The organism is Pectinatus sottacetonis (genome assembly GCF_015732155.1).
GTDB lineage: Bacteria > Bacillota > Negativicutes > Selenomonadales > Selenomonadaceae > Pectinatus > Pectinatus sottacetonis.
In genome coordinates this window covers 1,860,989-1,887,038 of the sequence record NZ_WIQK01000001.1, presented here as the reverse complement: position 1 = coordinate 1,887,038, position 26,050 = coordinate 1,860,989, and the positions used below count along the sequence as shown (strand labels likewise).

Annotated in this window: 24 protein-coding genes; 9 read left to right on the top strand and 15 right to left on the bottom strand. The window is 35.0% G+C overall.

Annotated elements, in window-relative coordinates:
* Positions 1 to 204 precede the first annotated feature (204 nt).
* Positions 205 to 1,869 (top strand): ribonuclease J, encoded by a 1,665-nt coding sequence (locus tag I6760_RS08865; RefSeq protein WP_196594094.1) that lies wholly within the window; start codon positions 205 to 207, stop codon positions 1,867 to 1,869.
* A 146-nt stretch (positions 1,870 to 2,015) separates the two neighbouring features.
* On the opposite strand, the gene manZ is transcribed toward I6760_RS08865, so the two are convergent.
* The 5 genes from manZ to I6760_RS08840 all read right to left on the bottom strand — a co-directional run bounded on the left by manZ (position 2,016) and on the right by I6760_RS08840 (position 7,744).
* Entirely contained in the window at positions 2,016 to 2,834 is an 819-nt protein-coding gene (manZ, locus tag I6760_RS08860; RefSeq protein ID WP_196594093.1) for a PTS mannose transporter subunit IID, read from the bottom strand.
* A gap of 22 nt (positions 2,835 to 2,856) precedes the next feature.
* Positions 2,857 to 3,675, bottom strand: a complete 819-nt coding sequence (locus I6760_RS08855; protein WP_196594092.1) for a PTS mannose/fructose/sorbose transporter subunit IIC — start codon at positions 3,673 to 3,675, stop codon at positions 2,857 to 2,859.
* Positions 3,676 to 3,825: 150 nt separating this feature from the next.
* On the bottom strand, positions 3,826 to 4,305 hold the full coding sequence (locus tag I6760_RS08850; protein ID WP_196594091.1) for a mannose/fructose/sorbose PTS transporter subunit IIB: 480 nt from the start codon (positions 4,303 to 4,305) through the stop codon (positions 3,826 to 3,828).
* Positions 4,305 to 4,745, bottom strand: coding sequence for a PTS sugar transporter subunit IIA (locus I6760_RS08845; protein WP_196594090.1), 441 nt, complete (start codon positions 4,743 to 4,745; stop codon positions 4,305 to 4,307). Before I6760_RS08845 ends, I6760_RS08850 begins: the two co-directional genes overlap by 1 nt.
* 272 nt (positions 4,746 to 5,017) lie before the next feature.
* Complete coding sequence (locus I6760_RS08840) at positions 5,018 to 7,744, bottom strand: sigma-54-dependent transcriptional regulator (protein WP_196594089.1); 2,727 nt, start codon at positions 7,742 to 7,744, stop codon at positions 5,018 to 5,020.
* A 639-nt stretch (positions 7,745 to 8,383) separates the two neighbouring features.
* Here I6760_RS08840 and I6760_RS08835 point away from each other — a divergent pair.
* Entirely contained in the window at positions 8,384 to 9,739 is a 1,356-nt protein-coding gene (locus I6760_RS08835; RefSeq protein WP_196594088.1) for a TrkH family potassium uptake protein, read from the top strand.
* Positions 9,740 to 9,837: 98 nt separating this feature from the next.
* Here I6760_RS08835 and I6760_RS08830 read toward each other — a convergent pair whose 3' ends face one another.
* Both I6760_RS08830 and I6760_RS08825 read right to left on the bottom strand, forming a co-directional pair.
* Positions 9,838 to 10,506 (bottom strand): potassium channel family protein, encoded by a 669-nt coding sequence (locus I6760_RS08830; protein WP_330997956.1) that lies wholly within the window; start codon positions 10,504 to 10,506, stop codon positions 9,838 to 9,840.
* A 129-nt stretch (positions 10,507 to 10,635) separates the two neighbouring features.
* The gene (locus tag I6760_RS08825; RefSeq protein ID WP_196594087.1) at positions 10,636 to 10,989 is read right to left on the bottom strand and encodes a DsrE family protein; all 354 of its coding nucleotides are present in this window, start codon (positions 10,987 to 10,989) and stop codon (positions 10,636 to 10,638) included.
* Between the two features lie 188 nt (positions 10,990 to 11,177).
* On the opposite strand from I6760_RS08825, the gene I6760_RS08820 reads away from it, so the two are divergent.
* A complete protein-coding gene (locus I6760_RS08820; protein ID WP_196594086.1) occupies positions 11,178 to 12,425 on the top strand; it encodes a putative DNA modification/repair radical SAM protein in 1,248 nt (415 codons plus the stop codon).
* A gap of 3 nt (positions 12,426 to 12,428) precedes the next feature.
* Positions 12,429 to 13,187, top strand: a complete 759-nt coding sequence (locus I6760_RS08815; protein WP_196594085.1) for a TIGR03915 family putative DNA repair protein — start codon at positions 12,429 to 12,431, stop codon at positions 13,185 to 13,187.
* 651 nt (positions 13,188 to 13,838) lie between these two features.
* Here the strand turns inward: I6760_RS08815 and potE are convergent.
* Together potE and speF are read right to left on the bottom strand one after the other, a co-directional pair.
* A complete protein-coding gene (potE, locus tag I6760_RS08810) occupies positions 13,839 to 15,164 on the bottom strand; it encodes a putrescine-ornithine antiporter (protein WP_196594084.1) in 1,326 nt (441 codons plus the stop codon).
* Between the two features lie 36 nt (positions 15,165 to 15,200).
* The gene (gene speF / locus I6760_RS08805) at positions 15,201 to 17,354 is read right to left on the bottom strand and encodes an ornithine decarboxylase SpeF (RefSeq protein ID WP_196594083.1); all 2,154 of its coding nucleotides are present in this window, start codon (positions 17,352 to 17,354) and stop codon (positions 15,201 to 15,203) included.
* Positions 17,355 to 17,540: 186 nt separating this feature from the next.
* Between speF and I6760_RS08800 the strand changes: the two genes are divergently transcribed.
* A complete protein-coding gene (locus I6760_RS08800; RefSeq protein ID WP_196594082.1) occupies positions 17,541 to 17,906 on the top strand; it encodes a helix-turn-helix domain-containing protein in 366 nt (121 codons plus the stop codon).
* Between the two features lie 257 nt (positions 17,907 to 18,163).
* On the opposite strand, the gene I6760_RS08795 is transcribed toward I6760_RS08800, so the two are convergent.
* The 3 genes from I6760_RS08795 to I6760_RS08785 all read right to left on the bottom strand — a co-directional run bounded on the left by I6760_RS08795 (position 18,164) and on the right by I6760_RS08785 (position 19,918).
* Entirely contained in the window at positions 18,164 to 18,394 is a 231-nt protein-coding gene (locus I6760_RS08795; RefSeq protein ID WP_196594081.1) for a thioredoxin family protein, read from the bottom strand.
* A 44-nt stretch (positions 18,395 to 18,438) separates the two neighbouring features.
* A complete protein-coding gene (locus I6760_RS08790; protein WP_196594080.1) occupies positions 18,439 to 18,762 on the bottom strand; it encodes an ArsR/SmtB family transcription factor in 324 nt (107 codons plus the stop codon).
* A 208-nt stretch (positions 18,763 to 18,970) separates the two neighbouring features.
* A complete protein-coding gene (locus I6760_RS08785) occupies positions 18,971 to 19,918 on the bottom strand; it encodes a permease (protein WP_196594079.1) in 948 nt (315 codons plus the stop codon).
* A gap of 437 nt (positions 19,919 to 20,355) precedes the next feature.
* On the opposite strand from I6760_RS08785, the gene I6760_RS08780 reads away from it, so the two are divergent.
* Positions 20,356 to 20,763 carry a thioesterase family protein gene (locus tag I6760_RS08780; protein ID WP_196594078.1) on the top strand — a complete coding sequence of 136 codons (408 nt, stop codon included), beginning with the start codon at positions 20,356 to 20,358 and terminating at the stop codon, positions 20,761 to 20,763.
* A 91-nt stretch (positions 20,764 to 20,854) separates the two neighbouring features.
* On the opposite strand, the gene I6760_RS08775 is transcribed toward I6760_RS08780, so the two are convergent.
* The 3 genes from I6760_RS08775 to I6760_RS08765 form a co-directional block, all read right to left on the bottom strand.
* On the bottom strand, positions 20,855 to 21,565 hold the full coding sequence (locus tag I6760_RS08775) for a zinc dependent phospholipase C family protein (RefSeq protein WP_196594077.1): 711 nt from the start codon (positions 21,563 to 21,565) through the stop codon (positions 20,855 to 20,857).
* Between the two features lie 3 nt (positions 21,566 to 21,568).
* The gene (locus I6760_RS12945; protein ID WP_196594076.1) at positions 21,569 to 22,654 is read right to left on the bottom strand and encodes an MGDG synthase family glycosyltransferase; all 1,086 of its coding nucleotides are present in this window, start codon (positions 22,652 to 22,654) and stop codon (positions 21,569 to 21,571) included.
* A 97-nt stretch (positions 22,655 to 22,751) separates the two neighbouring features.
* Complete coding sequence (locus I6760_RS08765; RefSeq protein WP_231036178.1) at positions 22,752 to 23,621, bottom strand: AraC family transcriptional regulator; 870 nt, start codon at positions 23,619 to 23,621, stop codon at positions 22,752 to 22,754.
* Positions 23,622 to 23,785: 164 nt separating this feature from the next.
* Between I6760_RS08765 and I6760_RS08760 the strand changes: the two genes are divergently transcribed.
* From I6760_RS08760 to sdaAA, 3 genes are all read left to right on the top strand, one after another.
* Complete coding sequence (locus tag I6760_RS08760) at positions 23,786 to 24,205, top strand: hypothetical protein (protein ID WP_196594075.1); 420 nt, start codon at positions 23,786 to 23,788, stop codon at positions 24,203 to 24,205.
* Positions 24,206 to 24,471: 266 nt separating this feature from the next.
* On the top strand, positions 24,472 to 25,131 hold the full coding sequence (sdaAB, locus tag I6760_RS08755) for an L-serine ammonia-lyase, iron-sulfur-dependent subunit beta (protein ID WP_196594074.1): 660 nt from the start codon (positions 24,472 to 24,474) through the stop codon (positions 25,129 to 25,131).
* 17 nt (positions 25,132 to 25,148) lie between these two features.
* Complete coding sequence (gene sdaAA, locus I6760_RS08750; RefSeq protein WP_196594073.1) at positions 25,149 to 26,042, top strand: L-serine ammonia-lyase, iron-sulfur-dependent, subunit alpha; 894 nt, start codon at positions 25,149 to 25,151, stop codon at positions 26,040 to 26,042.
* Positions 26,043 to 26,050: the final 8 nt, after the last annotated feature.

The window sequence follows — 26,050 nt, the reverse complement described above, 5'->3', positions numbered from 1 at the left end:
ACAGCAGAGAATATTATTATCATACCCGATAAACAAAAACACGTAACCTTGTGCTTACTACCTGAAAAGCAGGGGATTGCTTTAGCACAGGATTAGTTATATAATATAGTAGATAATTATTGTGCGGACATTTTCTATATTTTTAACGTATCACAGATAATTAAATTAAAATATATTTTTTTACATTTTTGGAGGTGCTATTTTTTGGCAAAGGAACTGCAAAAATTGCAGATTATTCCCTTGGGTGGGCTGGGAGAAATCGGAAAAAACATGACGGTTATCCGTTATGGTGATGAAATTCTCCTAATTGATGCTGGTCTAATGTTTCCTGATGAAGATATGCCAGGAATTGATCTCGTTATTCCTGATATTTCTTATCTAGTGGAAAACAAAGATCATATAAAAGCTATAGTTTTAACCCATGGGCATGAAGATCACATCGGGGCGCTGCCATATATTTTAAAGCAGATCAGTGCTCCTATTTACGGAACTCGTTTAACACTTGGTATATTGGAAGGACGTTTAAAAGAAAATAATGTAGACTCCAGTAATCTTCATCCTGTATCACATGGTGATATTATCTCGGCTGGATGTTTCAGTGTCGGTTTTATCCGTGTTAACCACAGTATTGCTGATGCCTGCGGGCTATCAATAAAAACTCCGCTAGGTATGATAGTTCATACGGGAGATTTCAAATTTGACTATACTCCGGTCGATGGTAAAATGACAGATTTTCGTGCATTTTCCAGTTTAGGCAATCGTGGTGTCCTCGTCATGATGGCTGACAGCACAAATGCTGAACGTGAAGGACACACACCAAGTGAAAAAACTGTCGGAGTTGCTTTTGATAAAATTTTTCGCAATGCCCGCGAACGCATTATTATCGCTACATTTTCTTCAAATGTTCATCGCATACAGCAGGTAATCGATACTGCTGTAAAATATCGCCGTCGCGTTGCCATCCTCGGACGCAGTATGATAAATGTTGTAACTATTTCTTTAAAATTAGGTTACATTCATGCCCCTGAGGGAACAATTATCGATATAGATGAAATAAATAATTATCCACAAAGTAAGGTAGTTATCATAACTACTGGCAGTCAGGGCGAACCAATGTCTGCTTTGACCCGCATGGCAATGTCTGATCACCGGAAAGTAGGGATTGTTCCCGGTGATACGATAATTTTATCGGCTACCCCGATTCCTGGCAATGAAAAACTTGTTGCTCGTACAATTGATAATCTTTTAAAACTTGGTGCTAATGTAATTTACGGCCGAGATCAGGGGATTCATGTATCTGGCCATGCCAGTCGTGAAGAACTTAAGCTCATGCATAATCTGGTACGGCCTAAATTCTTTATACCAGTACATGGTGAATACAGGCATCTTGTAAAACATGCTCAATTAGCACAGGAAATAGGCATGAATAAGAACCGCATATTTATTGCGGAAAATGGCAGCATTTTAGAATTCACCCGCGATAAAGGAGCAATAGTAGGAAAAGTCCAGGCAGGTCGTGTTCTTATTGACGGACTGGGTGTAGGTGATGTAGGCAATATTGTACTGCGTGACCGCCGCCAATTGTCGCAGGATGGTATCATCATTGTGGTAATGACCATGGATAAAGCCAAAGGCTGTGTTGCTTCTGGTCCTGATATTGTTTCCCGTGGTTTTGTCTATGTGCGTGAATCTGAGGAGCTCATGAATGAATCCAAAGAACGTGTAGCAGCGACCCTTGATAAATGCTTAGAAAATAAAATAACTGAATGGTCTGCTATAAAATCTAATGTGCGTGAAACGCTGGGACGTTTCTTATATGAACAAACCAGACGCCGTCCAATGATACTTCCTATAATCATGGAAATATGATATTCATATTATTAACATAAAAGAAATAAGTTGGTGCCTGCATTATCGGCGCCAGCTTATTTCTTTTATATACTAAATTAACAGTAAAAATAAAAAGAAGCTGCCGCACATAAAAGTGCAACAGCTCCTTTTTCTGTATCAATAAATTATTTTCCTAAAATACCTGTCCAATATCCTAATATACCGACAGCAAACAAACCAAAGATGATCCAGATAGGATTAACTTTCTTCTTCATGAGTTTAATACACAAGAAAGTCAAAAGCAGAGGAATCAAACCAGGCATTAATTGGTTGAGTATAGTCTGCACAGTCGTAACAACAGTTGTTCCATCCTGTTTGTGTATAGTCGATATGACCACAGGAATATTTACTGTAGTCCACTTATTAACTAAGGCTCCCATTACAAACAACCCTAATATTGATGCACCTTCTGTAATTTTTTGCAAGGCATTCCCCGCGACATCCGAAACAATATCGGTTCCCTTGGTATAGCCGTATTTAATACCATACCAACGAACTAAAAGACGAACAAGATTAAACAAGACAAAGAATAAAATAGGCCCAAATAAACTGCCGCCCAAAGCAAAGGAAGCTCCTAATGATGCAGTGATAGGACGCAGTGTTCCCCAGAAGATAGGATCACCGACACCAGCTAAAGGTCCCATCATCCCAACCTTTATACCATTTATAACGCCATCGCTGATATCTTTACCATTTGCCTTTTGTTCTTCCAATGCTGCTACTACACCAATGATTGGTGCTGTAACAAAAGGATGAGTATTATAAAATTCCAGATGTCTTTTCAGTGCTTCTTTTCTTTCATCACCAGTATATAACTTCTTGATTATTGGTATCATACCAAAACAGAACCCTAAAGCCTGCATACGTTCCATGTTCCACGAACCTTGCAAAAAATTAGAACGAATAAAAGTCCAAAAAAAGTCACTTTTAGTTAATTTTTTCATAATATTTCTTCCTCCTTTTATATTAGTCGTCTAGGTCGTCATCTAAATCATCATCATTACCGTTATTTGCATTTCCTGAAGGAGCTGATGCAACTGCCGGTTTGCTATATTTCGGGTTAAGCTGAATATATACAATAGCCAGAACAAGCCCTATAACACCAAATGCAACTAAGTTAAAGTTAGTAAATGCGGCAATAACGAAACCGAGGAAGAAGAACGGCATTAAATAATTTGCCTGCATCATATTAATAACCATAGCATAACCTACTACTACGATAAATCCACCGGCAACCTGAAGGCCACCAGTAACTACAGGGGGAATGGCATCCAGCATTGATTGAACAGCACCAGTACCAATATACATAGCCACTAAGATTGTAGGGATAGCCACGCGAAGTCCCTGAAGAACCAAAGCTCCTAAATGGCATATATCTATGCCCCGCAAATTTCCATCTTTGGCAAATCCATCAGCCCTATGCTGGAAAAACACTGTTATTGTACGGCACAAAATAGTCAGAACCTGACCGGCAGCAGCTAATGGCATAGCAATGGCAATCCCTGCTCCTATACTTTGATGTCCGGCAATAACCAAAATTGTTGAAATCGTCGATGCCAAGGCTGCATCAGGTGCCATTGCTGCACCAATGTTCATCCAGCCTAAAGCAATCATTTCCAATGTACCACCAATAATAATACCTGTTGTCATATCACCCAGGATAGCACCTGTAAGTGTGCAGGCAATAAGCGGACGATGTGTCTGAAGTTCATCAAGCACGCTCCCCATTCCTGCGATACCTGATACAATAAATATTGCGATAAGTTGAGCACTACTAATTTCCATTATGAATACCTCCTATATTATTTTTTTATAATGATATACATAAAAGACATATTAATCCAAATTTAATAACTATTCTCCCAATGAACGAGCAGTGCAATCTGCCATAGGACAGAAAATACTGCCGGTCATTAAAATGCAATGCTAAATAAATTACTTTTTAAGCAGATCCATGATATTAACTTTTTTATCAGTATCAACTTTTCTACATTCAAGTTCTATACCTTTTTCATTAAGCTTTTTAAAAGCTTCTTCATCTTTTTCATCAACAGATATTGCACCGCTTACCTGACGTTTTCCTTCTTTAAAACTCATCCCGCCAATATTAACGCTTTTAATATCGACACCTGCTTCAATCATACGCAATACACTTGTAGGATTGGTAAATAAAAGCAGACATTTGTCATTTTCGTATTTAGGGTTATTATACACACGAACCGCTTTATCAACACTTACAACACTAGATTTTATTCCGGGAGGAGCTACCTGTTTTAACAGTGTTGAACGAATATTATCAGCAGCCACTTCATCATCACAAACAATTATGCGCTGACATTTAGTAACCTTTGCCCAAACTGTAGCAACTTGTCCATGAATCAGTCTGTCATCAATACGGGCTAACACAATTTTCATTATAAATCGTCTCCTTCATCATCATTTTCAACCGTAATCGTACTCTTGTGAAATTTTTGTACACCTGCTGCAGCTGCTTTCTGTGCTTTTTCCATAGCATCAAGGACGTTAAGACCTTCACCAGCCATACGATAGCTTATTACTTCTACCAGCATTGGCAAACTAACACCTGTCACAATACCACATTTTTCATCTTCTGCCGCTATCCGGCATGCTGCATTGTATGGACTACCGCCAAACAAATCATTTAATATGATAACACCGTCATCTGCATCCATTTTTTCAATGGCCTTTTTGTATCTACTAATTAAATCATCAGGACCCTCTCCTGGAACTAATGTAACTGTTTCCAAATTATCGGGACGCCCACAAATCATAGCACAGGTATTAACTAATTCTTCAGCTAAATGTCCATGTGTACCAACAATAATTCCAAGCATATATTTATCCCTCCTTTACTTATCACTTAATTATATAAGCAAATATCGTGCCAATATTAGTGTGTCGCCTAGTATCCTTAATAATCCAGGGATGCTAAATTTTCTCATATTTTTTTACACACTGTTTTTAAACACACTAAGCAATAAAAGCAATATATTTCAACACACTATTTTATTATTTTACTATACTGTGTCAAAAACGGATAAAAAATAAAAATTGCCCTGACAGTTCCCATTAATATTAATAAGGAATTCCAAGGCAGTTTTTTAGCTTACAGCATTGCTGCGATATAGCAAAGCTCATCATCTTTTAAGGTAAGCTGTAATATCCGTTTAAAAATACCTGCAGCTTTTTTTACTTTAGCTAAATCTTTTTGTTCGATTTTTCCTATCAACTTACTATTATAGCTTATATCATTGTGTGTTACTTCTCTTTCCAATGCACATGCGGTATGCACTACTATTTTCAATTTTTGGGCATTAGAAAATTCTGCGGAAAAAAGCCTCTCCAGTTCATCTGTAAATGATAACAATAGATTTACCACTTTATCCGGGTTTAAATACAACAACATTTCATTTAATGCATCAATGCATAAACGACGCAAAACAACATTATTATTTTCAATATGTTTAGACGAAAAATTACGAGCTGCCGGCAAATGACATAGTAGGGCATTGTCCTTACCGCTCAATATTGTTTCCAATGGAATAAAAGGTGCATTTATCTGCGGATCAACTATTCCCACAGAGGCTATAATATTGTAATTCTCTGATAATTTTTTTATGTTATCTTGCATATCGTATAAACTTATAGGTATAACTTTAATATGCACTATACCAGCATTTACCAGAATATCCCGGATCATATGTTTAAGTTTTTCAGCCGTGCCTTCTCCAGAGTTGCATATTGTAATAATAACGTCACTTTTAGTATCGCTGGTAACAATAGTATTATCATCATAGCCACCAAAGCTTTTCAATGAATCATATACAGCAGGCAGCGTCACTCCCGCCATATCCACTTTCCGCATAGCTTCCAAAACTAAAGGTGTAGTTACCATGTTTATGGTCATTACAGGAATGCCCAGTTTTTCTTTTATCAGCGGACCAAAGTTACATAAGGAGCCCATATCTGCCATGAGCAACACACCCTGACTGCAATTAATTCCCCTAAGCTTTTCTACAATACGTTTAAGCATTTCATTGGGTCTACATTCCAGTGGCATATCAAAAGGTATTAGTTCCACTTTTGTAGCACTGAACAATTTGCGGGCAACATCACAAACTGAGCTTGCCGTATAATTACCGTGCATTGCTACAGCAATTACAATTTTATCGGTTATGTCCTCTTCCTTTAAGGACTGTAACAGCATTGCAAAATATTCCGTTTCAGATGCAGCTATATCAACGTTATAATGATCTTCAATCATTTTTTTTATTTCTTTTGCAATCTCAAATTCTGGTGTAGCTGTATTGACCATGCCAGACAATGAATTACGAAATTGCTTTTTTTCTTTTATCCTGGCAAATAATGAACTAAGGTGAAGAGCAAAAGCATATAAAAACCTCTCTTTGGAAATAAGTTTTACTTTTACTGCCACAAGATCAGCTACCTGCTGTGTAAAATCTACCATATCCGCATCAACAATCTTTAATAACCTGTCTCTGACAGATAACGTGACGTTTTGTTTTTGTTTTATATAAAAATCTTTTAAATATGCATTTACATCTGCAATGATGACCTGCTGCACTACATCATCAGCAATGCCTTCATTTTTTAAAACTTTTATTTTATCTTCCACCATCTGATACAAATTAAATTTGTCATCTTCAACTTCCTTAGGTAATTTCTTCTTGTTATCAGGTGTCACATAAAATTCATTGCCAATAGTAGCTGATATTGCTGCCATATCCATACGTTTAGTGCTCATTGAGAGTATGCCTGACTTGATCTGCTGCGGCAGCATCTGATAGTTTATATCTATATATTTACGTTTTTTTATATTAAGCAAACCCTTGGCGCACAATAAACGTATATTAGATTCTAATTGCCCAACATTTCCTGGACCAATGCTTCCGATCAATGCTTTTATAGCATCACCGCTAACTTTTATCGGTCTTTTAACACACAGCGATTCTTTTAAAAATAACAGCTTAATAATTTCCAATTTTTCTTCTATTGGACGCTCAGATAATGGTGGTATTTCAATAATATTAGGAATACGCCGCTTAAATGTACGTGTCAGGACCGAATCAGGATTTTCTGTCGTAGCACAAATTATCAATACGCGGGCCTTGCGCTCTCGCTTTGTCTCACCTAACCTGTTAAAAGTACCCGTATCCATAAAATAAAATATCATTTCCTGTCCTTCTGGTGGCAGTCTGTGTACTTCATCTAAAAATAAAACACCCTGATCAGCTGATTCAATAAGTCCTACAGCATTAGTATCAGCGCCGGTAAAAGCACCTTTTATATGACCAAAAATATGCGATATCAATAATTGCGGATTATTATAATAGTCAGCACAGTTAAATGTAATAAACGGCGCATCTGCTTTAAACCTTCCGACTTGACAACCATATTCAAACATCATATGAGCAAACAGCGTTTTACCTACCCCTGTTTCCCCTAGTATAAGGGTATGCAATCCATCAGGTGGATAAATAATTGCCGCTTTAGCCTGATCTATCTGCCCTTTCAAACTACTGCCGATAAAATTGCAAAAAGCTGTATCAAGTGGTTTTTCTGGTTCTTTCCCAACAATTCTATTATCTGCCGACTTTTCACCCACACTATTGGTATAAAGATACTTAACCGGCCGCCCAGGCAATTTTTCTATTTTTTTCTGGCGGTAAAGTTCATTAAGTTCACGGCTGACATTACTGCGTAATATATTCAGATGGTCAGCTATCTGCATAGCAGTCAATCCTTTTTCCTGTATTTCCTCATTATCAGCAGCCTCTTTTATATATTCATATATTTTATCAATACGTTTCATAAAATAACTCCACTATTTCTATTATTTTTAATTATAAAAAACAACGAACCCCATTACCAGCATTAGAAAAAACTTATCAGCTTTAACACATTCAAAACATTGACATTCAAAATTTTATGAAGTAAACTTGGCAAATAATATCTTACGAAAAATCTTTACAATTATATTATAAAATATCTTTAATAATTAAGCAAAAGTCGCATTATACCAATTGAGATTTAATATTTTATAAAATATTATGAAAAACATTACTTCTAGCCAATATAAGTATAAAAAATACTTTTTTATAACATACATCATTCAGCACATTCACGTGAATATATTATTATGCCACCTATAAAATTTATCATTCTTCCACTACTTACATACTTTTCTTTTTAATGTTGGTTGACAATCAAATGATTATCAACATAATGATTTTAATCAGTGCTGCTCCTGCCACTATAAATTCTATAGCACTCAGCCAGCTTTACAAGCTAAATGTAAATATGTCCATCAGCATTTTTCTGGTGATGACTTTAACATTTTTTATCATTGTTTTTCCTTTATTTTACTATTTTATCTATTTGTAAAAGCAATTTTAGTATATAATAGTTCCTATAACATTTCTTTATATAATATTAATATCTGGAGATTTTTATGTTACGTACAAGTAAAAAAATATTGACTACCAGTATCTTAAGTCCTTATCAAATACTGGTTTTAAGTTTTGCCTCCGTCATTTTCATCGGCACACTCTTTCTTATGCTGCCCATTTCTTCAGCAAATGGGCAAAGTTTGTCTCTTATCAATGCTCTGTTCACTTCTACTTCCGCGGTTTGTGTTACAGGTCTTTCTGTTGTTGATACTGGCCATTATTTTTCTTATTTTGGCCAGACAATTCTTATTATATTAATCCAGATAGGTGGTCTGGGCGTTACAACTATAACGATGATTATAGCTGTTATTGCCGGTCGTCAGATTCGCCTAAAAAACAGGCTGCTAATGCAGGAATCATTGAATTTATTGACTTTTGCTGGTGTTGTAAGACTATTGATAAGTATTGTAATAGAAACATTCATCATTGAATTTATTGGCGGAACAATTTTAGCTGTCTGTTTTTATAAGGATTTTGGCATAAAAGGAATTTATTTTGGCTATTGGCACTCCATATCAGCTTTTTGTAATGCAGGTTTTGACATTTTCGGTGGCTCCGGCATATACACATATATCCATTCACCGATTGTAACACTTACTCTATGTACTCTTATAATCATTGGAGGAATCGGGTTTGGCACAATAGAAGAGCTCAAGCAACGTTTCTGGTATAAAACCCGCTACCGTCTTACATTGCATACCAAGGTTGTTCTATCAACAACTGCCATTTTATTATTAGTGGGTACTGTATTTATTTTTATCTTAGAATATAACAATGGGTCCACTATTGGTGCATTGAATCCATTGAATAAAATTATGGCATCATTCTATTTAGCAGTTACGCCGCGTACTGCTGGTTTTACTCTGCTTAATATTGGTTCACTGGGAAATGCCACTTTATTTTTAATAATAATTTTAATGTTTATCGGTGGTTCACCCGGTTCAACGGCCGGTGGTATAAAAACAACTACTTTTGCTGTTATTTTTTCCTCCATCCTCAACATAATGCGTGGCCGAGAAGATCTTGTCATTTTTCAGCGCCGCCTCGAATCTGATCTTATTATGAAAGCTTTGGCTCTGTTTTTTGTATCATCTGCATTTGTTGTAACTGCCACAATGTATCTCTGTATCACTGAACATTTTGCCTTTATAAAAATACTTTTTGAAGTCGTATCTGCTTTTGCTACTGTTGGCCTCTCCACGGGAATTACACCAGAATTATCAAACAGCGGCAAGGTCGTCCTCATGGTTATCATGCTCATTGGCAGAGTTGGTGCTTCTACCTTCACCCTGTCACTAGCATTAAAAAGGAAAAAGACCCGCGTGCACCATCCTTTCGGAAAAATAAGTATCGGCTAAAAAAAGTGCTGTACAGATATAATCCATTCTGTACAGCACTTTTTTTGTTTTATTACGCGGCTTCACCCATAAATATTCTGAAGTCATAAAAATATTATCTATTTAAGTTTTTCTAATCCATTAATGTTTTCATTATCACCAACTACTACCACTACATCATTCTCATGCATTTTCTCCGTTGGCAGAGGAGAAATAATAAGTTGTTCTCCTCGTTTTATTGCCACTACATTTATATTATATTTTGCCCTTACATTAGACTCAACCAAAGTCTTATCAACAAATGCCTTTGGCACTGTCAATTCTGCAATACTAAATTCATCAGAAAGTTCTATATAATCCATTACATTAGTTGAAGCCAGATTATAAGCTACACGCTGTGCCATATCACGCTCCGGTGCCACTACTCTGTCCGCTCCTATTTTTTCCAAGACTTTTATCTGTAATGGATTCCTGGCCATAGAAACTATATATTTAACCCCTATTTCTTTTAGCTGCAGTGTAGTCATTATATTGGCTTCTACATCTTCCCCTATCGCCACTACAACCACATCAAAATTTAATATTCCCAATTCACGCAGGGCATTCTCATCTGTTGAGTCAGCCTGTACCACATGAGTAAATTCATTGCTGAAATCCTGTACCTTTTTCATATTTTTATCAATAGCTAAAACATCATAACCCATCTTATAAAGTGATACTGCCATATTAGACCCAAACCGGCCTAATCCGATAACAGCAAATTGTTTATCATCGCTTTTCAGCTTCACACTAACACCTCGTAAATATTCTTCATGACAAAACTTCTATTTATAAATGATAACTAAAAAATTAATCGATTGCAAGAAAATAATCTACCTTACTTTTCTATTATTTATAACTTTTACTATCCAATATTACTATGGTTTTATATAAGCACAACCATTTTGCTGCAAATAAATCAGCTTTGTAATACCGGCTGGTACTACTTCTATATATTCAGGCACAATTGAAGTTTCTATATCGTTTCCCCGTAAGGCATTATGACAAAAAAACATTTTAACATTTTTGCTAGATAAAATTTTTATATCATACAATATAGCACTTGCTGCTTTATCTTTTTTCGCCATAGTTATAATTCTTACCGCTTCACCGTTAGCGACCAGACTAACCTGGGATTTTTCCTGTCCAGCATCTTTAAACAAGTTTTTTATATTTCCTAAAGTCATTTCCCATTTATTCAGTTCATTAATATGAAATACTACTTTTAACATAAAATTTACTCCTTTTTTTCATATATTCATATTATCCCATATTATAAAAAAAAGTGCTATAAGTTCAGTAAACTTTATTATTTTATTTACAATTCTTAACTAAAATGATATAATTTATTTATCTTAAATTAACGCTTTTAACCAATAAGAGCATTAACATCTCATTATTATGTTTCCAGGTGACAAATATGGATATAATGAAAAAAATCAGTATTCTTGCCGATGCCGCCAAATACGATGTATCCTGCTCTTCCAGCGGTTCAAGGCGGAATAACACCCCCGGCGGTCTGGGCAACGGTGCATACAGCGGTATATGCCACAGTTGGGCAGCAGACGGACGATGTATTTCCCTGCTGAAAATACTTATGACCAACCACTGTATATATAATTGTGAATACTGTATCAATCGCCGCAGTAATGATATTGAACGAACTTTTTTATCTCCAGAAGAAATTGTTGAGATCACGATACAATTTTATCGCCGCAATTATATAGAAGGTCTTTTTCTCAGTTCTGGTATTATAAAATCACCAGATTATACTACCGAATTATTAATCAAGACAGCTAAAATACTGCGAAAACGAGAAAATTTCAATGGCTACATACATATGAAAGGCATTCCCGGCACAGATCCGGCTCTTATTTATGAATTAGGCAGTTATGTAGATCGCATGAGTGTCAATATGGAGCTTCCCTCAGAACAAGCTTTAAAATTACTGGCTCCACAAAAAACAAAAGCTGCTATCATTAAACCAATGCAATTCATCCATACTAAATTAGTCCAGCACAATGCAGAAAAACACTTAATGAAATACAAAACTTCCTTTATTCCTGCCGGACAGACCACTCAGATGATCGTTGGTGCCAGTAATGAAAATGATAGACATATATTAAAACTCAGCGAAAGCCTTTATAAAAAAGTTTCCCTAAAAAGAATATATTATTCAGCTTACGTCCCTGTTATGCAAGGGAAAAACCTGCCTACACTGGCTCAACCGCCTTTACTACGTGAAAACAGGCTTTATCAGGCAGACTGGCTGCTGCGTTATTATCATTTTTCTGCCGATGAGATCCTGACTGAACAAAATCCCAATTTTGATCTTCAGCTTGATCCCAAAACGAACTGGGCTTTGCGTAATTGGAATATTTTCCCTCTGGAAATAAACACTGTTCCTTACGAGCTTCTTTTAAGGATTCCCGGTATCGGAGTCCGCTCAGCTCTCAGAATAAGATCAGCCCGCCGCAGTTCTTCACTATCATATGAAGAATTAAAAAATATTGGCATTGTATGGAAAAGAGCTCGCCATTTTATAACCTGCCGGGGAAAATACTATGGAGCAGGTTTTCAGGACCCTATGCTTATACGGGAAATACTAATATCAAAAAAACGCCAATCATTATTTGAACAATTCAGTCTTTTTGAAGGGCAGGTATAAATTTTGCATTATCAATATGATGGCTCTTTCTTAGGTTTTTTATCGGTTATTTATCAAGCATATCACGACGGCACAAGCCATGTCGAAAAAATAGAAAACTTATCTGCCGGACCAACATTATTCGGAAATGAAAAAAATATTTCTTTAAATACCGCTCATTCAGAAAAAGTTCTTAAATCACTATACCAGCAATGCGGTGCCCGTGCTACTCATATCCTATATTATGCATTTATGGCTGAACAACCTGAGCGGGAAATGATTCTTTTTTATTACATATGCTGTGCTTTCCGCTATAAAAAAACTTTTGCCCAGCAAAAATATGATCCCTGGATACAACAAGTCGAACACTGGTCATTAAAAACCAGTAATGAACGTCATCGCATGCTGGGCCTCATCCGCTTCAATGAACTTGAAGAGGGAATGATGTATGCCAATATACATCCTGATTACAATATTGTTCCACTACTAGCAGGACATTTTACCAACAGAATGCCTAATGAAAGATGGGCAATACATGACCTGCACCGGCATATAGCAGCATACTATGATAAACAAAACGTAGTAATTGCCGATGTTACCGAACCAGAAAGAAATATAAAATACAGCCAAAACGAAGAGGAATTTCGCAGCATATGGTACCGTTATTATTGTCATATTGCAATAAAGGAAAGAACTAATCCCGCTCTCCAACGTTCGTTTATGCCTAAAAAATACTGGCCATATCTTACTGAAATGAATTATTCCAAGCAAAAAACACTCTAAAACTCACCATATTATATCGTCAATTATACCTCTGATTAAGATAAACATATACTCCGTAATTAATAAATTTTATTTTTAATGAACTATTTGTTCTATTTACAAGATTTATCTTTTTCAACTGCAGATAAATATAAAAAAAATTCACTTTTATCAGCCTCCCTAATAAAATTCTCTATTCATGGTATTAATGAAATTATAATATTTTTTTTCATATTGTCAATGTTTTTTATATTGTAAATACATTTTTCAATATTGCCTGATGGTAATTCACCATGTATATAAATTATAAAAAAATTATAAAAATATATAATTTTTTTCATTAATAATATGCAAATGGTTTATTTGCCCGTTCTTAGAAAGACGGACAGAATACCATATTCATTTTATCATATTCTAAATATAAAAAGACGATTTTTGTATACGCACAAAAATCGTCTTTTTTATATTTCTGACTTAGGAGAGTAAATTTCATTCATAAGTAAGTTTATATTGCAAATTCATATCCGTCTAAAATATAAACTTTATACTGACTATTTCTTATCCACTGCTTAATAGATATAGAAATATTACAATAGTCAGTCAATAATAATCAACAAAGGAAATGTCAGATTTTATATCCAACTGTTGATTACCATAAACAAAGGTAAAAAATTATTTTACAGTTTTCAACGGTTCTTGTTTGTAAAACTTCTTGGATACAAAGCCATAAAAAGTCCAGCCAGCAAAAGTTAAAATAGCTCCATAGGTCATAGCTGTCACTCCACAGGCATAAAGTGCATATAGACTGTAAATTGATCCAACAAGGGCAACACTATTAGTAATTTTGGCTTTTTTCCCATAAATACCGGCAGAATATTGTATAATGGCTAATGAAGCCATTGACAATAAGTAGGGAATAATATTAGTAACAACCGCTAAGTCTACAAGAATATTAAATTGTTTAGTCAATGATGGACTAATTGTCATCAAAGCCAAAAGAGTCTGTAATCCTGTAATTATAACCATCCCTACTAAAGGAACTTCTGCTGAAGTAATTTTTTTAAAAATTTTCGGAAAATATCCTTCCTCAGCCGAACTTTTAAATACCTGGGCAATAGTGAACTGCCAGCCAAGCAACGAACCAAAACAGGATATAACCATCATCCCCATTACTATTTTGCCTATGGTAGTACCAAACATTGAAGCAAACACCAGACCAAAGGGAGCTGTTGAATTTGCCAGGCTGGCATTAGGAACTATTCCGGCCATTACATTGGTAGAAACAATATAAATAACTGCCGCCCCCAATGTACCGCCAAGAACGGCAATAGGAATATTTTTTTCTGGATTTTCTACAGCATCAGTATTGGCACATGCAGATTCTAAACCTAAAAATGCCCATAACGTCATAGAAATCGACTTACCTATAGCATCAAATACTGGAAAATCATGTGGGTTCCATGAATTGATGTAAAGTGTTTTACTGAACCAGAACCAACCTAGAATACTTAGGCCCAGCACTGGAATAATAACTCCCAGAATAGTAAAGGAACTTATCTTCCCAGTAATTCTGGCACCGCCAAAATTAAGTACAGTCGCCAGCCACAAAGTAAAAATAGTCCATATGGCAATCATAAACGGGGATAACTTTACACCACAGAATTCACAGCCATAGCCTACAGCTGAAATAGCAATAGCTGTATTAGCAATGATAAGAGAAACACCATAAGTGTAATTGGCCATGAAATTGCCGGCCTTGCCAAAAGTATATTCAGCATATCCTCCCATGCCGCCGGATTTTTTGCTGAACATTCCACATTTAGCAAAGGCAAAAGCCAGCGCCATAGAACCAGTTGCTGTCACCAGCCAGGAAATAATGGAAATAGTACCTACTTCAGCAAGCTTGGTAGGGAGCATAATGATACCTGACCCCATCATATTGATAGCAGTAAGGAATGTTAACTGCAATACACTCATTTTATTTTTTTTCTCAGTCATATTATATTGTCCTTTCGCATAGCTGATAATTATCCGTTATTCCTTCAGGACATATCCATAGCCGTGTATTTTGCCAGATTCTTCTTTTAAGTAAACGCCTTGGATTTCAGGTGCAAATCCTGGGAATCTGTTGATACCTTCTTCCAATGTAAGGAAATAGCGTTGTGCAGTATCATTCCATATTTCTCCGGGAACTACACAGATAATTCCTGGAGGATAAGGCAATGCACCTTCAAGTGCAGTCTTTCCTTTTATCTGACTTAAAGGAAGCAGTTCGGCATGGTTGCGGATAAGAGCATATTGCGCATCTTGCGGACTAATATTATATTGAGGAAAACATTTTTCACGAAATAGATTTTTTTGCAAATTTTTCACATTATTTTTTTTGTAAAAATCATGCATTTCCTGACAAAGCTGCCGTATTGTATAATTCTTATAACGGTCAGCATTGCTATTATAAATTGATGGCAACACTTTTTGCAGTGGCAGATTGTTTTTTACAGCTGATTCAAAGCGCACTATCTGGGAAACGAGATTCTGCAACTTAGTGGCAGTTTCCGCTGGAGTCAAAAGAAATAAAATAGAATTCAAATCGCATTTTTCTGGTATGACACCATTTTCCCGCAAATAATTAGCAAGAATAGTAGCTGGTATCCCAAAGTTCTCATATTCTCCAGTTGCACGATCTATTCCCGGAGTTGTAAGCATCAATTTGCAGGGATCAACAAAATATTGATTTTTACCGTAGCCTTCAAATGAATGCCATTTTTCTCCAGGCAGGAAATTAAAGAATTCCAAGTTATTAGCTATTTCTTCTGTCGAATAACTTTCCCACTTTTTACCATTGACATAAGCAGGAATAAAAGGTTTCATCATAGAACAGTTTTTTAGGATAGTCTTACGTGCTTCTATACCCATTTTTACACAGTCCATCCAAAGTCTGTTTCCGGCAGCACCTTCATGGATTTTTGCATTAACATCGAGTGTGGCAAAAAGTGGATAAAACGGGCTAGTCGAAGCATGGAGCATAAAAGCATTATTAAATCTCTTATGATTACAATATCTTTTTTGCCCCTTTATATGACTATCCTTTTTGTGAATCTGGGAAGCCTGTGAAAATCCAGCTTGTTGTTTGTGTACTGACTGAGTAACAATAATACCTGGATCTTCAGCTGTTAGTTCAAGCAAAAGTGGTGAACAATCCTTCATCATAGGAATAAATTGTTCATAGCCCACCCATGCAGAGTCAAATAAAATATAATCACATAACGAACCGATTCGGTCAACGACCTGACGGGCATTATAAATAGTACCATCATAGGTCCCTAGCTGGATAATTGCTAGACGAAACGGTCTTTTTTCTTTTGCTTTTTCTGGATCGATTTTTGCTATTGATTTTCGCAAATAATCTTCTTCAAAGCAATGGTCATCAATGCCGCCGATAAATCCAAACGGATTACGTGCGGTTTCAAGATACACAGGACGTGCTCCGGCTTGGATAAGAGCCCCCTGATGTATTGATTTGTGGTTGTTACGGTCAAATAATACGAGATCGCCTGGCGATAAGAGAGCATTAGTGACCACTTTATTAGCAGTAGAAGTGCCGTTAAGAATAAAATAAGTTTTATCGGCATTAAAAACTTTAGCCGCGTGTTTCTGTGCTTTAGCGGCAGGCCCTTCATGTATTAAGAGATCACCAAGTTTTACATCTGCATTGCAGATGTCTGAGCGAAAAATATTTTCCCCAAAGAAATCATAAAGATATCTTCCGGCAGGATGTTTTCGAAAGAACTGGCCCCCCTGATGGCCCGGGCAGTCAAAAGCTGCATTGCCGCTCTCAACGTACTCCGATAATGTTTTAAAAAACGGTGGGAGAATTCCTTCTTCATATTGCTTGGCAGCAGTTTCTATCTGGCGATTGTAAAATTGCGCATCAAAATGTACCGTATCCATAACATGGTATACTTTGTCTATCATTTCTGAAGACATCGGTGCATCATCGAGCAAAATTAGAAAAATTGGAATGCCAAAACAAGTTTTATTTATTTCTTTTATATAGGAAGACTCTTGATTGGTAAGAACTACAGCGGCAACATCTGTGTAATCCGTTTGTCCGGTAAGAATAGTTTCTCTACAAGTAGAAAAATATTTTTCCGCATTTGGACTGTAAGCAATTTTTAAATGTTTCAATTTGCTTCCTCCCCATATCCTAATAATTAGCGATATGAAATTTTTAAATTACCAGGTTGTTATGCTATCGGCCGATTATTTGGTATACCTATATGCAACCTACATCAATTATTATAGACGCAATTTTAAGTCTAGTCAATACTTTTAGACTTATATTTAAGTCCTAACACCAAAGGAGTAAATGAAATGAAAATTAATTATCAAGAAATAGGAAAAAGATTGAAAACAGCTAGGAATAATATGCATATGACACAACAAGAACTAGCTGATCATATGCAAGTATCTGTATCTTATATCAAAAGTACCGAACGAGGTAGTAAACCCAGTTTAAAGTATCTTTTTACTGTAGTTGAATGCTGTGGTGTATCTTTTGACTGGCTTCTTACAGGAATAAATATTATAGAAAAAAACTTACAGAAAAAAACCACTGCAGAACTGGAAGAAGAAAAATTTTTCGCAGTATTACACAGAATAATGCATGACCCTGATCCAGAAATACGCATCTGGGCAAAAATACAAATAAAAAGAACTTTTCCCGAATATTTTACATAGTAAATAGGTTTCGTATAATAACTTCTAAAGACATATATATATAACTATATATATACTAGATCAAACAAACAAAAACTGCCACACACAGCACTAAATCCGAATAAATATGCAAAACAGTATACTTAATAAATATTTTACTATTCTCTGACACAAGAACAGCTCTAAAGTATACTGCATATTTATTTAGAAAAAGGCTGCATGCAGCAGTTTCTTATCTAAATATTTTATTGTTAAAAATACTATTTATCACATATATATCAGCTTAGTATTTTTTTTATCTCATCTTTTGATAAAACTTTTCCAGCAACTACCACCTTTTTATCTATTACCAGTGCGGGTGTAGTCATAACCCCATATTCCATTATTTTTTTTATATCTTCTATTTTAGTAATTTCAGCCTTCACTCCTGTTTCTTTTACAGCCTGCTCTGCCGCTTTGTACATCTGCTGGCATTTTGCACACCCCATACCCAAAATCTTGATTTCCATTTATAAAACATCCTTTCTTTTATAAAACTTTCCTGCAAACTATTTTATTTTAAAAATTTTAATAAACTTTGGCTGTCATTTATCTGCTTCCCCAATAATTCTTCAGCAGTATTAAGTAAATCTATAACTAAAGGATAAGTTATCCAGTATATTACCCATTGTCCATTTTTTCGTGAATCAATCAGCCCTTGTTTCTTCAACATACGCAGATGCTGTGATAAATTAGACTGCTCTATGTCTATTTTATCTATCATTTCACATACACATAATTCGCCATTTTTTAATAAGTGTAAAATTTTTATACGCACCGGATGCCCCAGTGTCTTAAATAAATCAGCTGATAATTTTACCACTATATCTTCTGCCATAGCAATACTCCTGTCTTCATAAATATAAATTTATTTTGTCTTGTACTACCTGAACATCGACAAGCTCTAAAACTCTGCAAATGATTTCCGATAAGTATGCAAGCCCATCACTGCTGTATAAATTCTTATTTTTTTATGACCATTAGAAAATAATTTACCATATTTTATACAATATCATAGAAAATCCTGTTTATGCCTGTCCTTAAATTCACATCAAAAAATTGAATAAATAACCTGTAAACATAATGCTTATAAACAATATCCCTACAAAAACAGCTAAAAGCTGTTTTTTCAATACATTACGCAATATTATCATTTCAGGAAAGCTGAGTGCTGTTACTGCCATCATAAATGCAAGTGCCGTTCCCAAGCTTAGACCTTTTTGTATCAATACACTAATAATTGGTATTATCCCTGCGGCATTAGAATATAGCGGCACGCCTATCAATACTGCTGCTGGTACCGCGAAAATACTATCTTTCCCGGCATATTTTACTAATAAATCTGCTGGAGCATATCCATGAATAAAGCCTCCCAGGGCAATTGCAATAATAACATATAACCCTATTTTTTTTATTATTTGCTTAGTGTATTCAAGAGCATAATAAATTCTTTCTTTTAAGGACTGGTCTGGTATTTCCGATTCACCAAGCTTCATTTCATACACATAATCCTGCACAAAACGTTCTAATTTCAATTTTCCAATAACAATTCCCGCTATAATAGCAATTACTAAACCAGAAATAATATAAACCATCATTATTTTCCAACCTAGTAATCCCCATAACATTATAACAGCCACTTCATTTACCATTGGCGATGCTATTAAAAATGAAAACGTTATGCCCAATGGTACTCCTGATTCTATAAAACCAATAAAAACAGGTACCGCTGAACAAGAACAAAATGGTGTAACTATCCCTAAAAGTGCCGCTGCTATATTGCCAAAAAATTGTCTTCTATGACTAAGTAACTTCTTAGTCCTTTCCGCAGGAAAATAAGAACGTAAAATAGAAACAAAAAAAATAATAATAAACAGCATTAGGAAAATTTTTATACTATCATAAACAAAAAAATTAACAGCTTGTCCCAATGTACTTTGTACTGATAAACCTAAATAATTATATACCACTGTATCAGCAATTATCTGCAACATTTCATTACCTCCTTCATATTATGTATTAGTATATTACAATATTATAATATACTAATTTAATAATTTCAACCATATAATATCTTTATTTTAACCTATCTGACCAATCAGTATTGTCATTGACTGTACAATCTTACACGTGTATACTTATATTGGATTTTGTAAATTTATTACATTTTCTCTCTCACTCTATTTCAACTGTTGTTATAAAAAGGAGTATAGGACATATGAAATATTTAATATGTACCATCATCGGTATAGCATTATTTCTATTGTTGATCTATAAATCTAAAATCTGGCAGTATTCTCCTGACAACTTTGTCATGGACATACTTTCCGTAGTAGTTGCCCTACTGCTTCAATTATATTTATTTTTAGAAACGTGGCAATAGCTGAAGTTGATTTTATTTTCACTATTAATACAGAAAAGGACTGTTAATATGAATATTACTGAAAAAATAAAAACTGGTATGACGAATACGGTGTATTCTTTAGTTTCTGATGAGAACACTGCCGAAACATTTAAGAGTGGCACTCTTCCTGTATATGCCACCCCCGCTATGGTTGCCTTAATGGAACAGGCATCTGCTGAACTAGCTGAAGTATTACTACCTGATGAATGGACTTCTGTAGGAATATCTATGAACATTGCCCATTTATCAGCATCTCCTGTAAATATAAAAATCTCAGCTACAGCTACAGTAACTGCTATCGATGATCGTAAAATAACTTATACTATTACAGCATCTGATGAATCTGGACTAATTGGCAAAGGCACTCATGAAAGATTCGTTGTAAATAAAACCAAGTTCTTACAAAAGGCGGCACATAAACTAGCGAAAAAATAATAAAAAATAATTTTGCAGTTCGTATTAATATTATAATACAAAACTAATCCGTTTCTTTATCTTGTTTACATCGACAGAATAAAGAAATGGATTAACTTTTATTAGGTAAAATTTTATTTTTTATAAACCATTCCAGTAATGCTGCTGAACCTATCTGCGCGGCTGGCAACAGGATATTTGCTACTTGAAAATAATTTTCAGTATTATTATCTTCTACCATGGATATAAATTCAGTGGCAAATTTTGCATTATTAATAAATAACTTAACTGGATCATTACAACAATTCCATGGTTTATATGTAATAGTTTTAAATTCAGGCAAATGCAACTGTACCCATTTTTCAAAATTTTTATGTCCATTAAAAAGATATCCACAGACATGATGGGGCACAGACATATCTTGCAGCAAATGCAATGCTGCTCCAAGATAAAAGAAACTTTCCTGCTGATTCCTTTGTTTTATTAATTGTTCGGCTTTAGTTAAATAAATAATAAAAAAATATGCCGCTGAAGGAAATTTCCATAGCCCTTTTTTGGTATAGGGATTAAAAAAATGATTAATGTTTTTAAAATTAAGATCCGCCCATACTACTCCGCTTTGCAAATTACTAAAATTCTGTACTAATATATCTATAATTCTTTTATCACCATGCTGTTTTATTATCGCCAAAGTCTGCAAATTGCAAAACTTATGTGTTAAACAAAGTTCCTGCGGAGCACTTTTATTATCAACAATCCTCTGCATAAATATTGATAATGTATTAGGTATAGGAACATAACTCAAATAATAACTTAAACGCATATTTTAAGCCACCTTATTCTTTTTAGCAAGATAATCTAAAATATCATCCTTTATTATTTCTGCCGCTTTACTCATTTTTAATTGAAGCATTTTCTTGTTAATTTTTTTTCTTGTTGGTAATTCCTTAATAAATTTTTGTACCATTATATATAGTTCTTTTTTATTTTTAGCCCAATATCCCAAATTATTTTTTTGCAAAAATTCAGCATTACTTTCTTCTATCCCAGGAATTGGTGAATATGCCAAAAGCGGTATGCCTACGGCCAATGCCTCGGATATTGTTATCCCGCCTGGTTTGGTTATGATCAGATCACTATTTTTCATAAATGAGGCAACCTGATCGGTAAAACCAATAATTGTAAAATTTTTATTATGTTCGGCTATATGCCTTAACATCTGTTGTCTTTTTATATCATGCCCTGTAATAAATATCACATTTATATCACAAGGCATTTTTTTCATTATGTTAATAATATCCATCATGCTGGATTCAGACTGTAAACTTGTCATTACTAAAATTTTTTTATTGACCTTTATTACCTTCATCGGAAGAAAATACCTGCCAACAGGAATTCCTGATGCTATAACATCATTTTCCCTGATATTATTTCCAAATTGGCTGCATAATGATCTATGCCCTATAAAATATTTATCTACATTCTCAATCTGCCATACAGAATGAATTACATAATCAGTGACCACTGCAAAAAGTTTAAATTGTGCTTTGTATTTTTTCCTGTATGCCGCAGCTGCTGCCAAGGGAAAAAAATGAGTGCAAATAATAACATCAGGTGAATATTTTCCCACTATTTTTCCTATACTACCGCTATTAATAGCAGCCAAAAGATATTTTATATTACCTATTTTATTATTTTCGCTAATTTGGCATATAGAGCGAAACAGTATCGGTTTATGCTGCAAGACTTGTTTATACATATTGCAAAACAACTTATTCATATTATATGATGTTTCTAAAAAGTCAACAGTAACTGCATCACACCCGCTCCCAGTAAATTTTTCTCGTAGACTTTGAGCCGCTTTATTATGCCCATTTCCCACTGAAGCCGTTAAAATTAATATATTTGTCACTGTATTTCACCTCATAATATTAATTAATTTGCTTTCACCTTAATTACAGTATATGGTTTCTATAATTATTACATGTTAAGATTTTACTAAAATTTGGTTATCTATTTTCTTCCCTACTATTTAAGTAGTGCTTTTTTCGATATTGCTTTGGTGTTTGCTTAAACAACTCCTTAAAAGCCCGGGAAAATGTAGAATAATCATGGAATCCGCAGTCAAAACATATTTTTGTCAAGGGGATATCACTTGCCAGCATATTCTGCGAACATAACAGTCTTTTGTTGACTATATACTGATGAATACTATAACCTGTCGCTTTTTTAAACCGCCGCATCATATAAAATCTGCTCATATAAAATTTTTCTGCTAAAGCATCAATTGTTAGTTCTTCAAATAAATTTTTATTTATATATTGCAATATAGGCAGAATTTTTTTATCATATACTGCTATGTGCATATCATCTATCTCATGGCTCAGCAATGCTCTGTTTAATAAAATCATAAATTCAATAAATAATATTTCCGTATAAAGCTCATTGGCAAAACCCTGCTGGTAGGCATTATTTTCTAATTTTTCCATATGATACAATATGTCATGCGTTTTGCCAGGATTTAAATGCATAACGCTTGACCGATTGCGTGCCAGCAAAAAACAGTCAGATAATTTTTCTCCTGTTCTATTATAGCAATCCAAAAAATCTAGTGAAATATAAATAACTATCCTCTCATATGCTACTCTTTCATCAGCAATCGGCCTGTGGATTTCACCCGCACTGACAAAAATTATATCTCGCGGTACCAAAGGATAAGACTTTCCTTCTATTATATAATCCACTTTACCACTTATGAACAAAATTATTTTATGAAATTCATGATAATGAAACGGTATTTTCCCTAAGTGGTCTTTCAAACGAAACACTTTAAACTGCTGAATAAGATAGCCTTTTTTTTCATAGTTTTCTGTCAGCAATTATTTTCCCTCCCAGCTATGGTAGTAAATTATTTTGTATATTTTATTTCTACTGATGACTAAATATATTATATAGCATTTTTTGCAATGTAAAAAGCATATTTACTATTTTTTTTGTATATTATGCCTGATATAATGAAATCAACAATTAACGGAGGCGATACATGATGCAGGTTGTTATGAATTTTTTATTTAAAGACATTGAATATATGGTATATGAAGTATCAGATTATATGCCTGGTCAGGCAGGTATTGAACTTTTATGCAGCCGAATGCACGGTATTGGTGCTGACCGTATATTGGTTGTTGAAAACATTCATAATGAACCTATTCTTCATGTATTTACTTCCAATGGTATCGAAGTAAATACAACAGAACATGATTATCTGGTATTTGCGTATTATCTGCGCCATGAAAATATAAATAGCAGCAACACCCATATGATTAAATTTTTAGGGGATACAGCTTTATTAAAACTAAGCAAAATAGAAAATAATATTTCTTGTATGGAAATACATCTTACATCCTATTTCTGCGATAAAATGAAATACCTGGACAAAAACAATCATATTCTTGCCAGCTGAAAATAGCATTATTTATCAATAGTTATATACGGTTTCTCAATATTATATAGTTATTACAATCCATCTGCTATATAGTATTTTCAATTTACAATATAATAATAATAATACAAAACCGCCTGCTGTTTTCAGCAGGCGGTTTTGTATTATTATATATTCAACACAGCAATCTATATTCTACATATGGCAAAAATATCCTTATATGATATAATAAAGTAGAATTTATATGTATTTTTTTATATTGTTCTATACTTACTCAAGGAGATAAAATGGGAATATTTGATATAATCGGACCTGTAATGATCGGTCCTTCCAGTTCACATACAGCAGGAGCTGCGCGTATCGGCTTGCTTGCCCATTATATTTTAAAAGAACAGGCTATAAATGCCGCTATTACTTTTTTCGGTTCTTTTGCTAAAACATACCGTGGACATGGAACGGACAAAGCTGTCATTGCTGGTATATTAGGCTATTCTGCTGATGACCCAGCAATTAGAAAGGCTTTCCATCTTGCAGAAGAAAAAAACATGAATGTGCAGATTTATACGTCAGAGGCAGAAAGTCCCCATCCTAATACTGTACAAATCAACCTGACCAGCATTAATGGTAAATTATTATCGCTGATTGGTGTATCCCTTGGCGGCGGCAGGGTTTCCATAAGACAAATAAATGGCTTCGAATGCGATGTAAGCGGGGAATCTTATACCCTGCTGTCAGTTTACGATGATCAAAGCGGCGTAGTTTCTCTCGTTTCTTCTTTTTTAGCAAAAGAATCCATAAATATTTCCCAAATGCGGGTTTTTCGCAAGGGAAAACACCAACAGGCTGTTATGATTATAGACACAGACAGCCGTGTTTCTGATACAGTAGTACAAAAAATAAGTTTACTACCGATAATGAAATCTGTAATTGCTATAGATCCCATTTAACCTGACAGGAGAAAAATATGTTTGAATATACATCCATCGCTGATCTGGTTGACTTAGCAGAAAAACTGCATTCCCCCATCAGTAAAATTGTTTTGCAGCGGGAAGCTGAAGAATATGAAGTAACAACGACTCAGGTAATCGCAAAAATGCAAAGCCGTCTTAAAGTTTTTGCTCATTCCATTAAGGATGGTTTGTATGATGACCGGCTTTCCGTAAGTGGCATGGTTGGTAAAGATGCCAAAAGAATAGAAAATATGCCACCTCTCGTACTTGGAAATATTGCCCACAGGGCATTACTATATGCTCTTGCCGTAAGTGAAGGCAATGCCAAGATGCACAAAATAGTGGCCTGTCCTACTGCCGGTTCTTGCGGTATAGTCCCTGGTGCTGTCTTTGCTGTGGGGGAAGCGAAAGGAGCCAGCAACGAAAAATATTGTGACGCCTTTTTCACTGCTGCCGGTATAGGAAATATTATTGCCAAAAATGCCTGCGTTGCTGGAGCCGTTGGCGGTTGCCAGGCTGAATGCGGGACAGCTGCAGCAATGGCAGCCGCTGCTGTAACTAATATTTTAGGCGGCTCTAATGAGCAAATTACCCACGCGGCTGCATTGGCCTTAAAAAATACTTTGGGATTAGTTTGTGACCCTGTAGCTGAACTGGTAGAAGTTCCCTGTGTAAAACGCAATGGTTTTCACGCCGTCCACGCATTAACTGCTGCTGAAATGGCTATGGCTGGAATAAAAAGCTTTATCCCTCCTGACGAAGTTATTTCCGCTATGTATAAAATAGGTCGGTTATTGCCAGTTTCTCTAAAAGAAACCTCAGAGGGTGGCCTGGCAAAAACTCCCACAGCCTGCCAACTGCAAAAAGAACTGCAGCATAAAAACAATCTTCATACCAAATTACAATAAACGGAGAT

Bases quoted from the DNA above. Each gene is read 5' to 3' on its own strand.
- manZ (WP_196594093.1), bottom strand. From the start codon at position 2,834: ATGAAAAAATTAACTAAAAGTGACTTTTTTTGGACTTTTATTCGTTCT.
- I6760_RS08855 (WP_196594092.1), bottom strand. From the start codon at position 3,675: ATGGAAATTAGTAGTGCTCAACTTATCGCAATATTTATTGTATCAGGT.
- I6760_RS08850 (WP_196594091.1), bottom strand. From the start codon at position 4,305: ATGAAAATTGTGTTAGCCCGTATTGATGACAGACTGATTCATGGACAA.
- I6760_RS08845 (WP_196594090.1), bottom strand. From the start codon at position 4,745: ATGCTTGGAATTATTGTTGGTACACATGGACATTTAGCTGAAGAATTA.
- I6760_RS08840 (WP_196594089.1), bottom strand. From the start codon at position 7,744: ATGAAACGTATTGATAAAATATATGAATATATAAAAGAGGCTGCTGAT.
- I6760_RS08835 (WP_196594088.1), top strand. From the start codon at position 8,384: ATGTTACGTACAAGTAAAAAAATATTGACTACCAGTATCTTAAGTCCT.
- I6760_RS08825 (WP_196594087.1), bottom strand. From the start codon at position 10,989: ATGTTAAAAGTAGTATTTCATATTAATGAACTGAATAAATGGGAAATG.
- I6760_RS08820 (WP_196594086.1), top strand. From the start codon at position 11,178: ATGGATATAATGAAAAAAATCAGTATTCTTGCCGATGCCGCCAAATAC.
- potE (WP_196594084.1), bottom strand. From the start codon at position 15,164: ATGACTGAGAAAAAAAATAAAATGAGTGTATTGCAGTTAACATTCCTT.
- I6760_RS08800 (WP_196594082.1), top strand. From the start codon at position 17,541: ATGAAAATTAATTATCAAGAAATAGGAAAAAGATTGAAAACAGCTAGG.
- I6760_RS08795 (WP_196594081.1), bottom strand. From the start codon at position 18,394: ATGGAAATCAAGATTTTGGGTATGGGGTGTGCAAAATGCCAGCAGATG.
- I6760_RS08790 (WP_196594080.1), bottom strand. From the start codon at position 18,762: ATGGCAGAAGATATAGTGGTAAAATTATCAGCTGATTTATTTAAGACA.
- I6760_RS08785 (WP_196594079.1), bottom strand. From the start codon at position 19,918: ATGTTGCAGATAATTGCTGATACAGTGGTATATAATTATTTAGGTTTA.
- I6760_RS08780 (WP_196594078.1), top strand. From the start codon at position 20,356: ATGAATATTACTGAAAAAATAAAAACTGGTATGACGAATACGGTGTAT.
- I6760_RS08775 (WP_196594077.1), bottom strand. From the start codon at position 21,565: ATGCGTTTAAGTTATTATTTGAGTTATGTTCCTATACCTAATACATTA.
- I6760_RS08760 (WP_196594075.1), top strand. From the start codon at position 23,786: ATGATGCAGGTTGTTATGAATTTTTTATTTAAAGACATTGAATATATG.
- sdaAB (WP_196594074.1), top strand. From the start codon at position 24,472: ATGGGAATATTTGATATAATCGGACCTGTAATGATCGGTCCTTCCAGT.
- sdaAA (WP_196594073.1), top strand. From the start codon at position 25,149: ATGTTTGAATATACATCCATCGCTGATCTGGTTGACTTAGCAGAAAAA.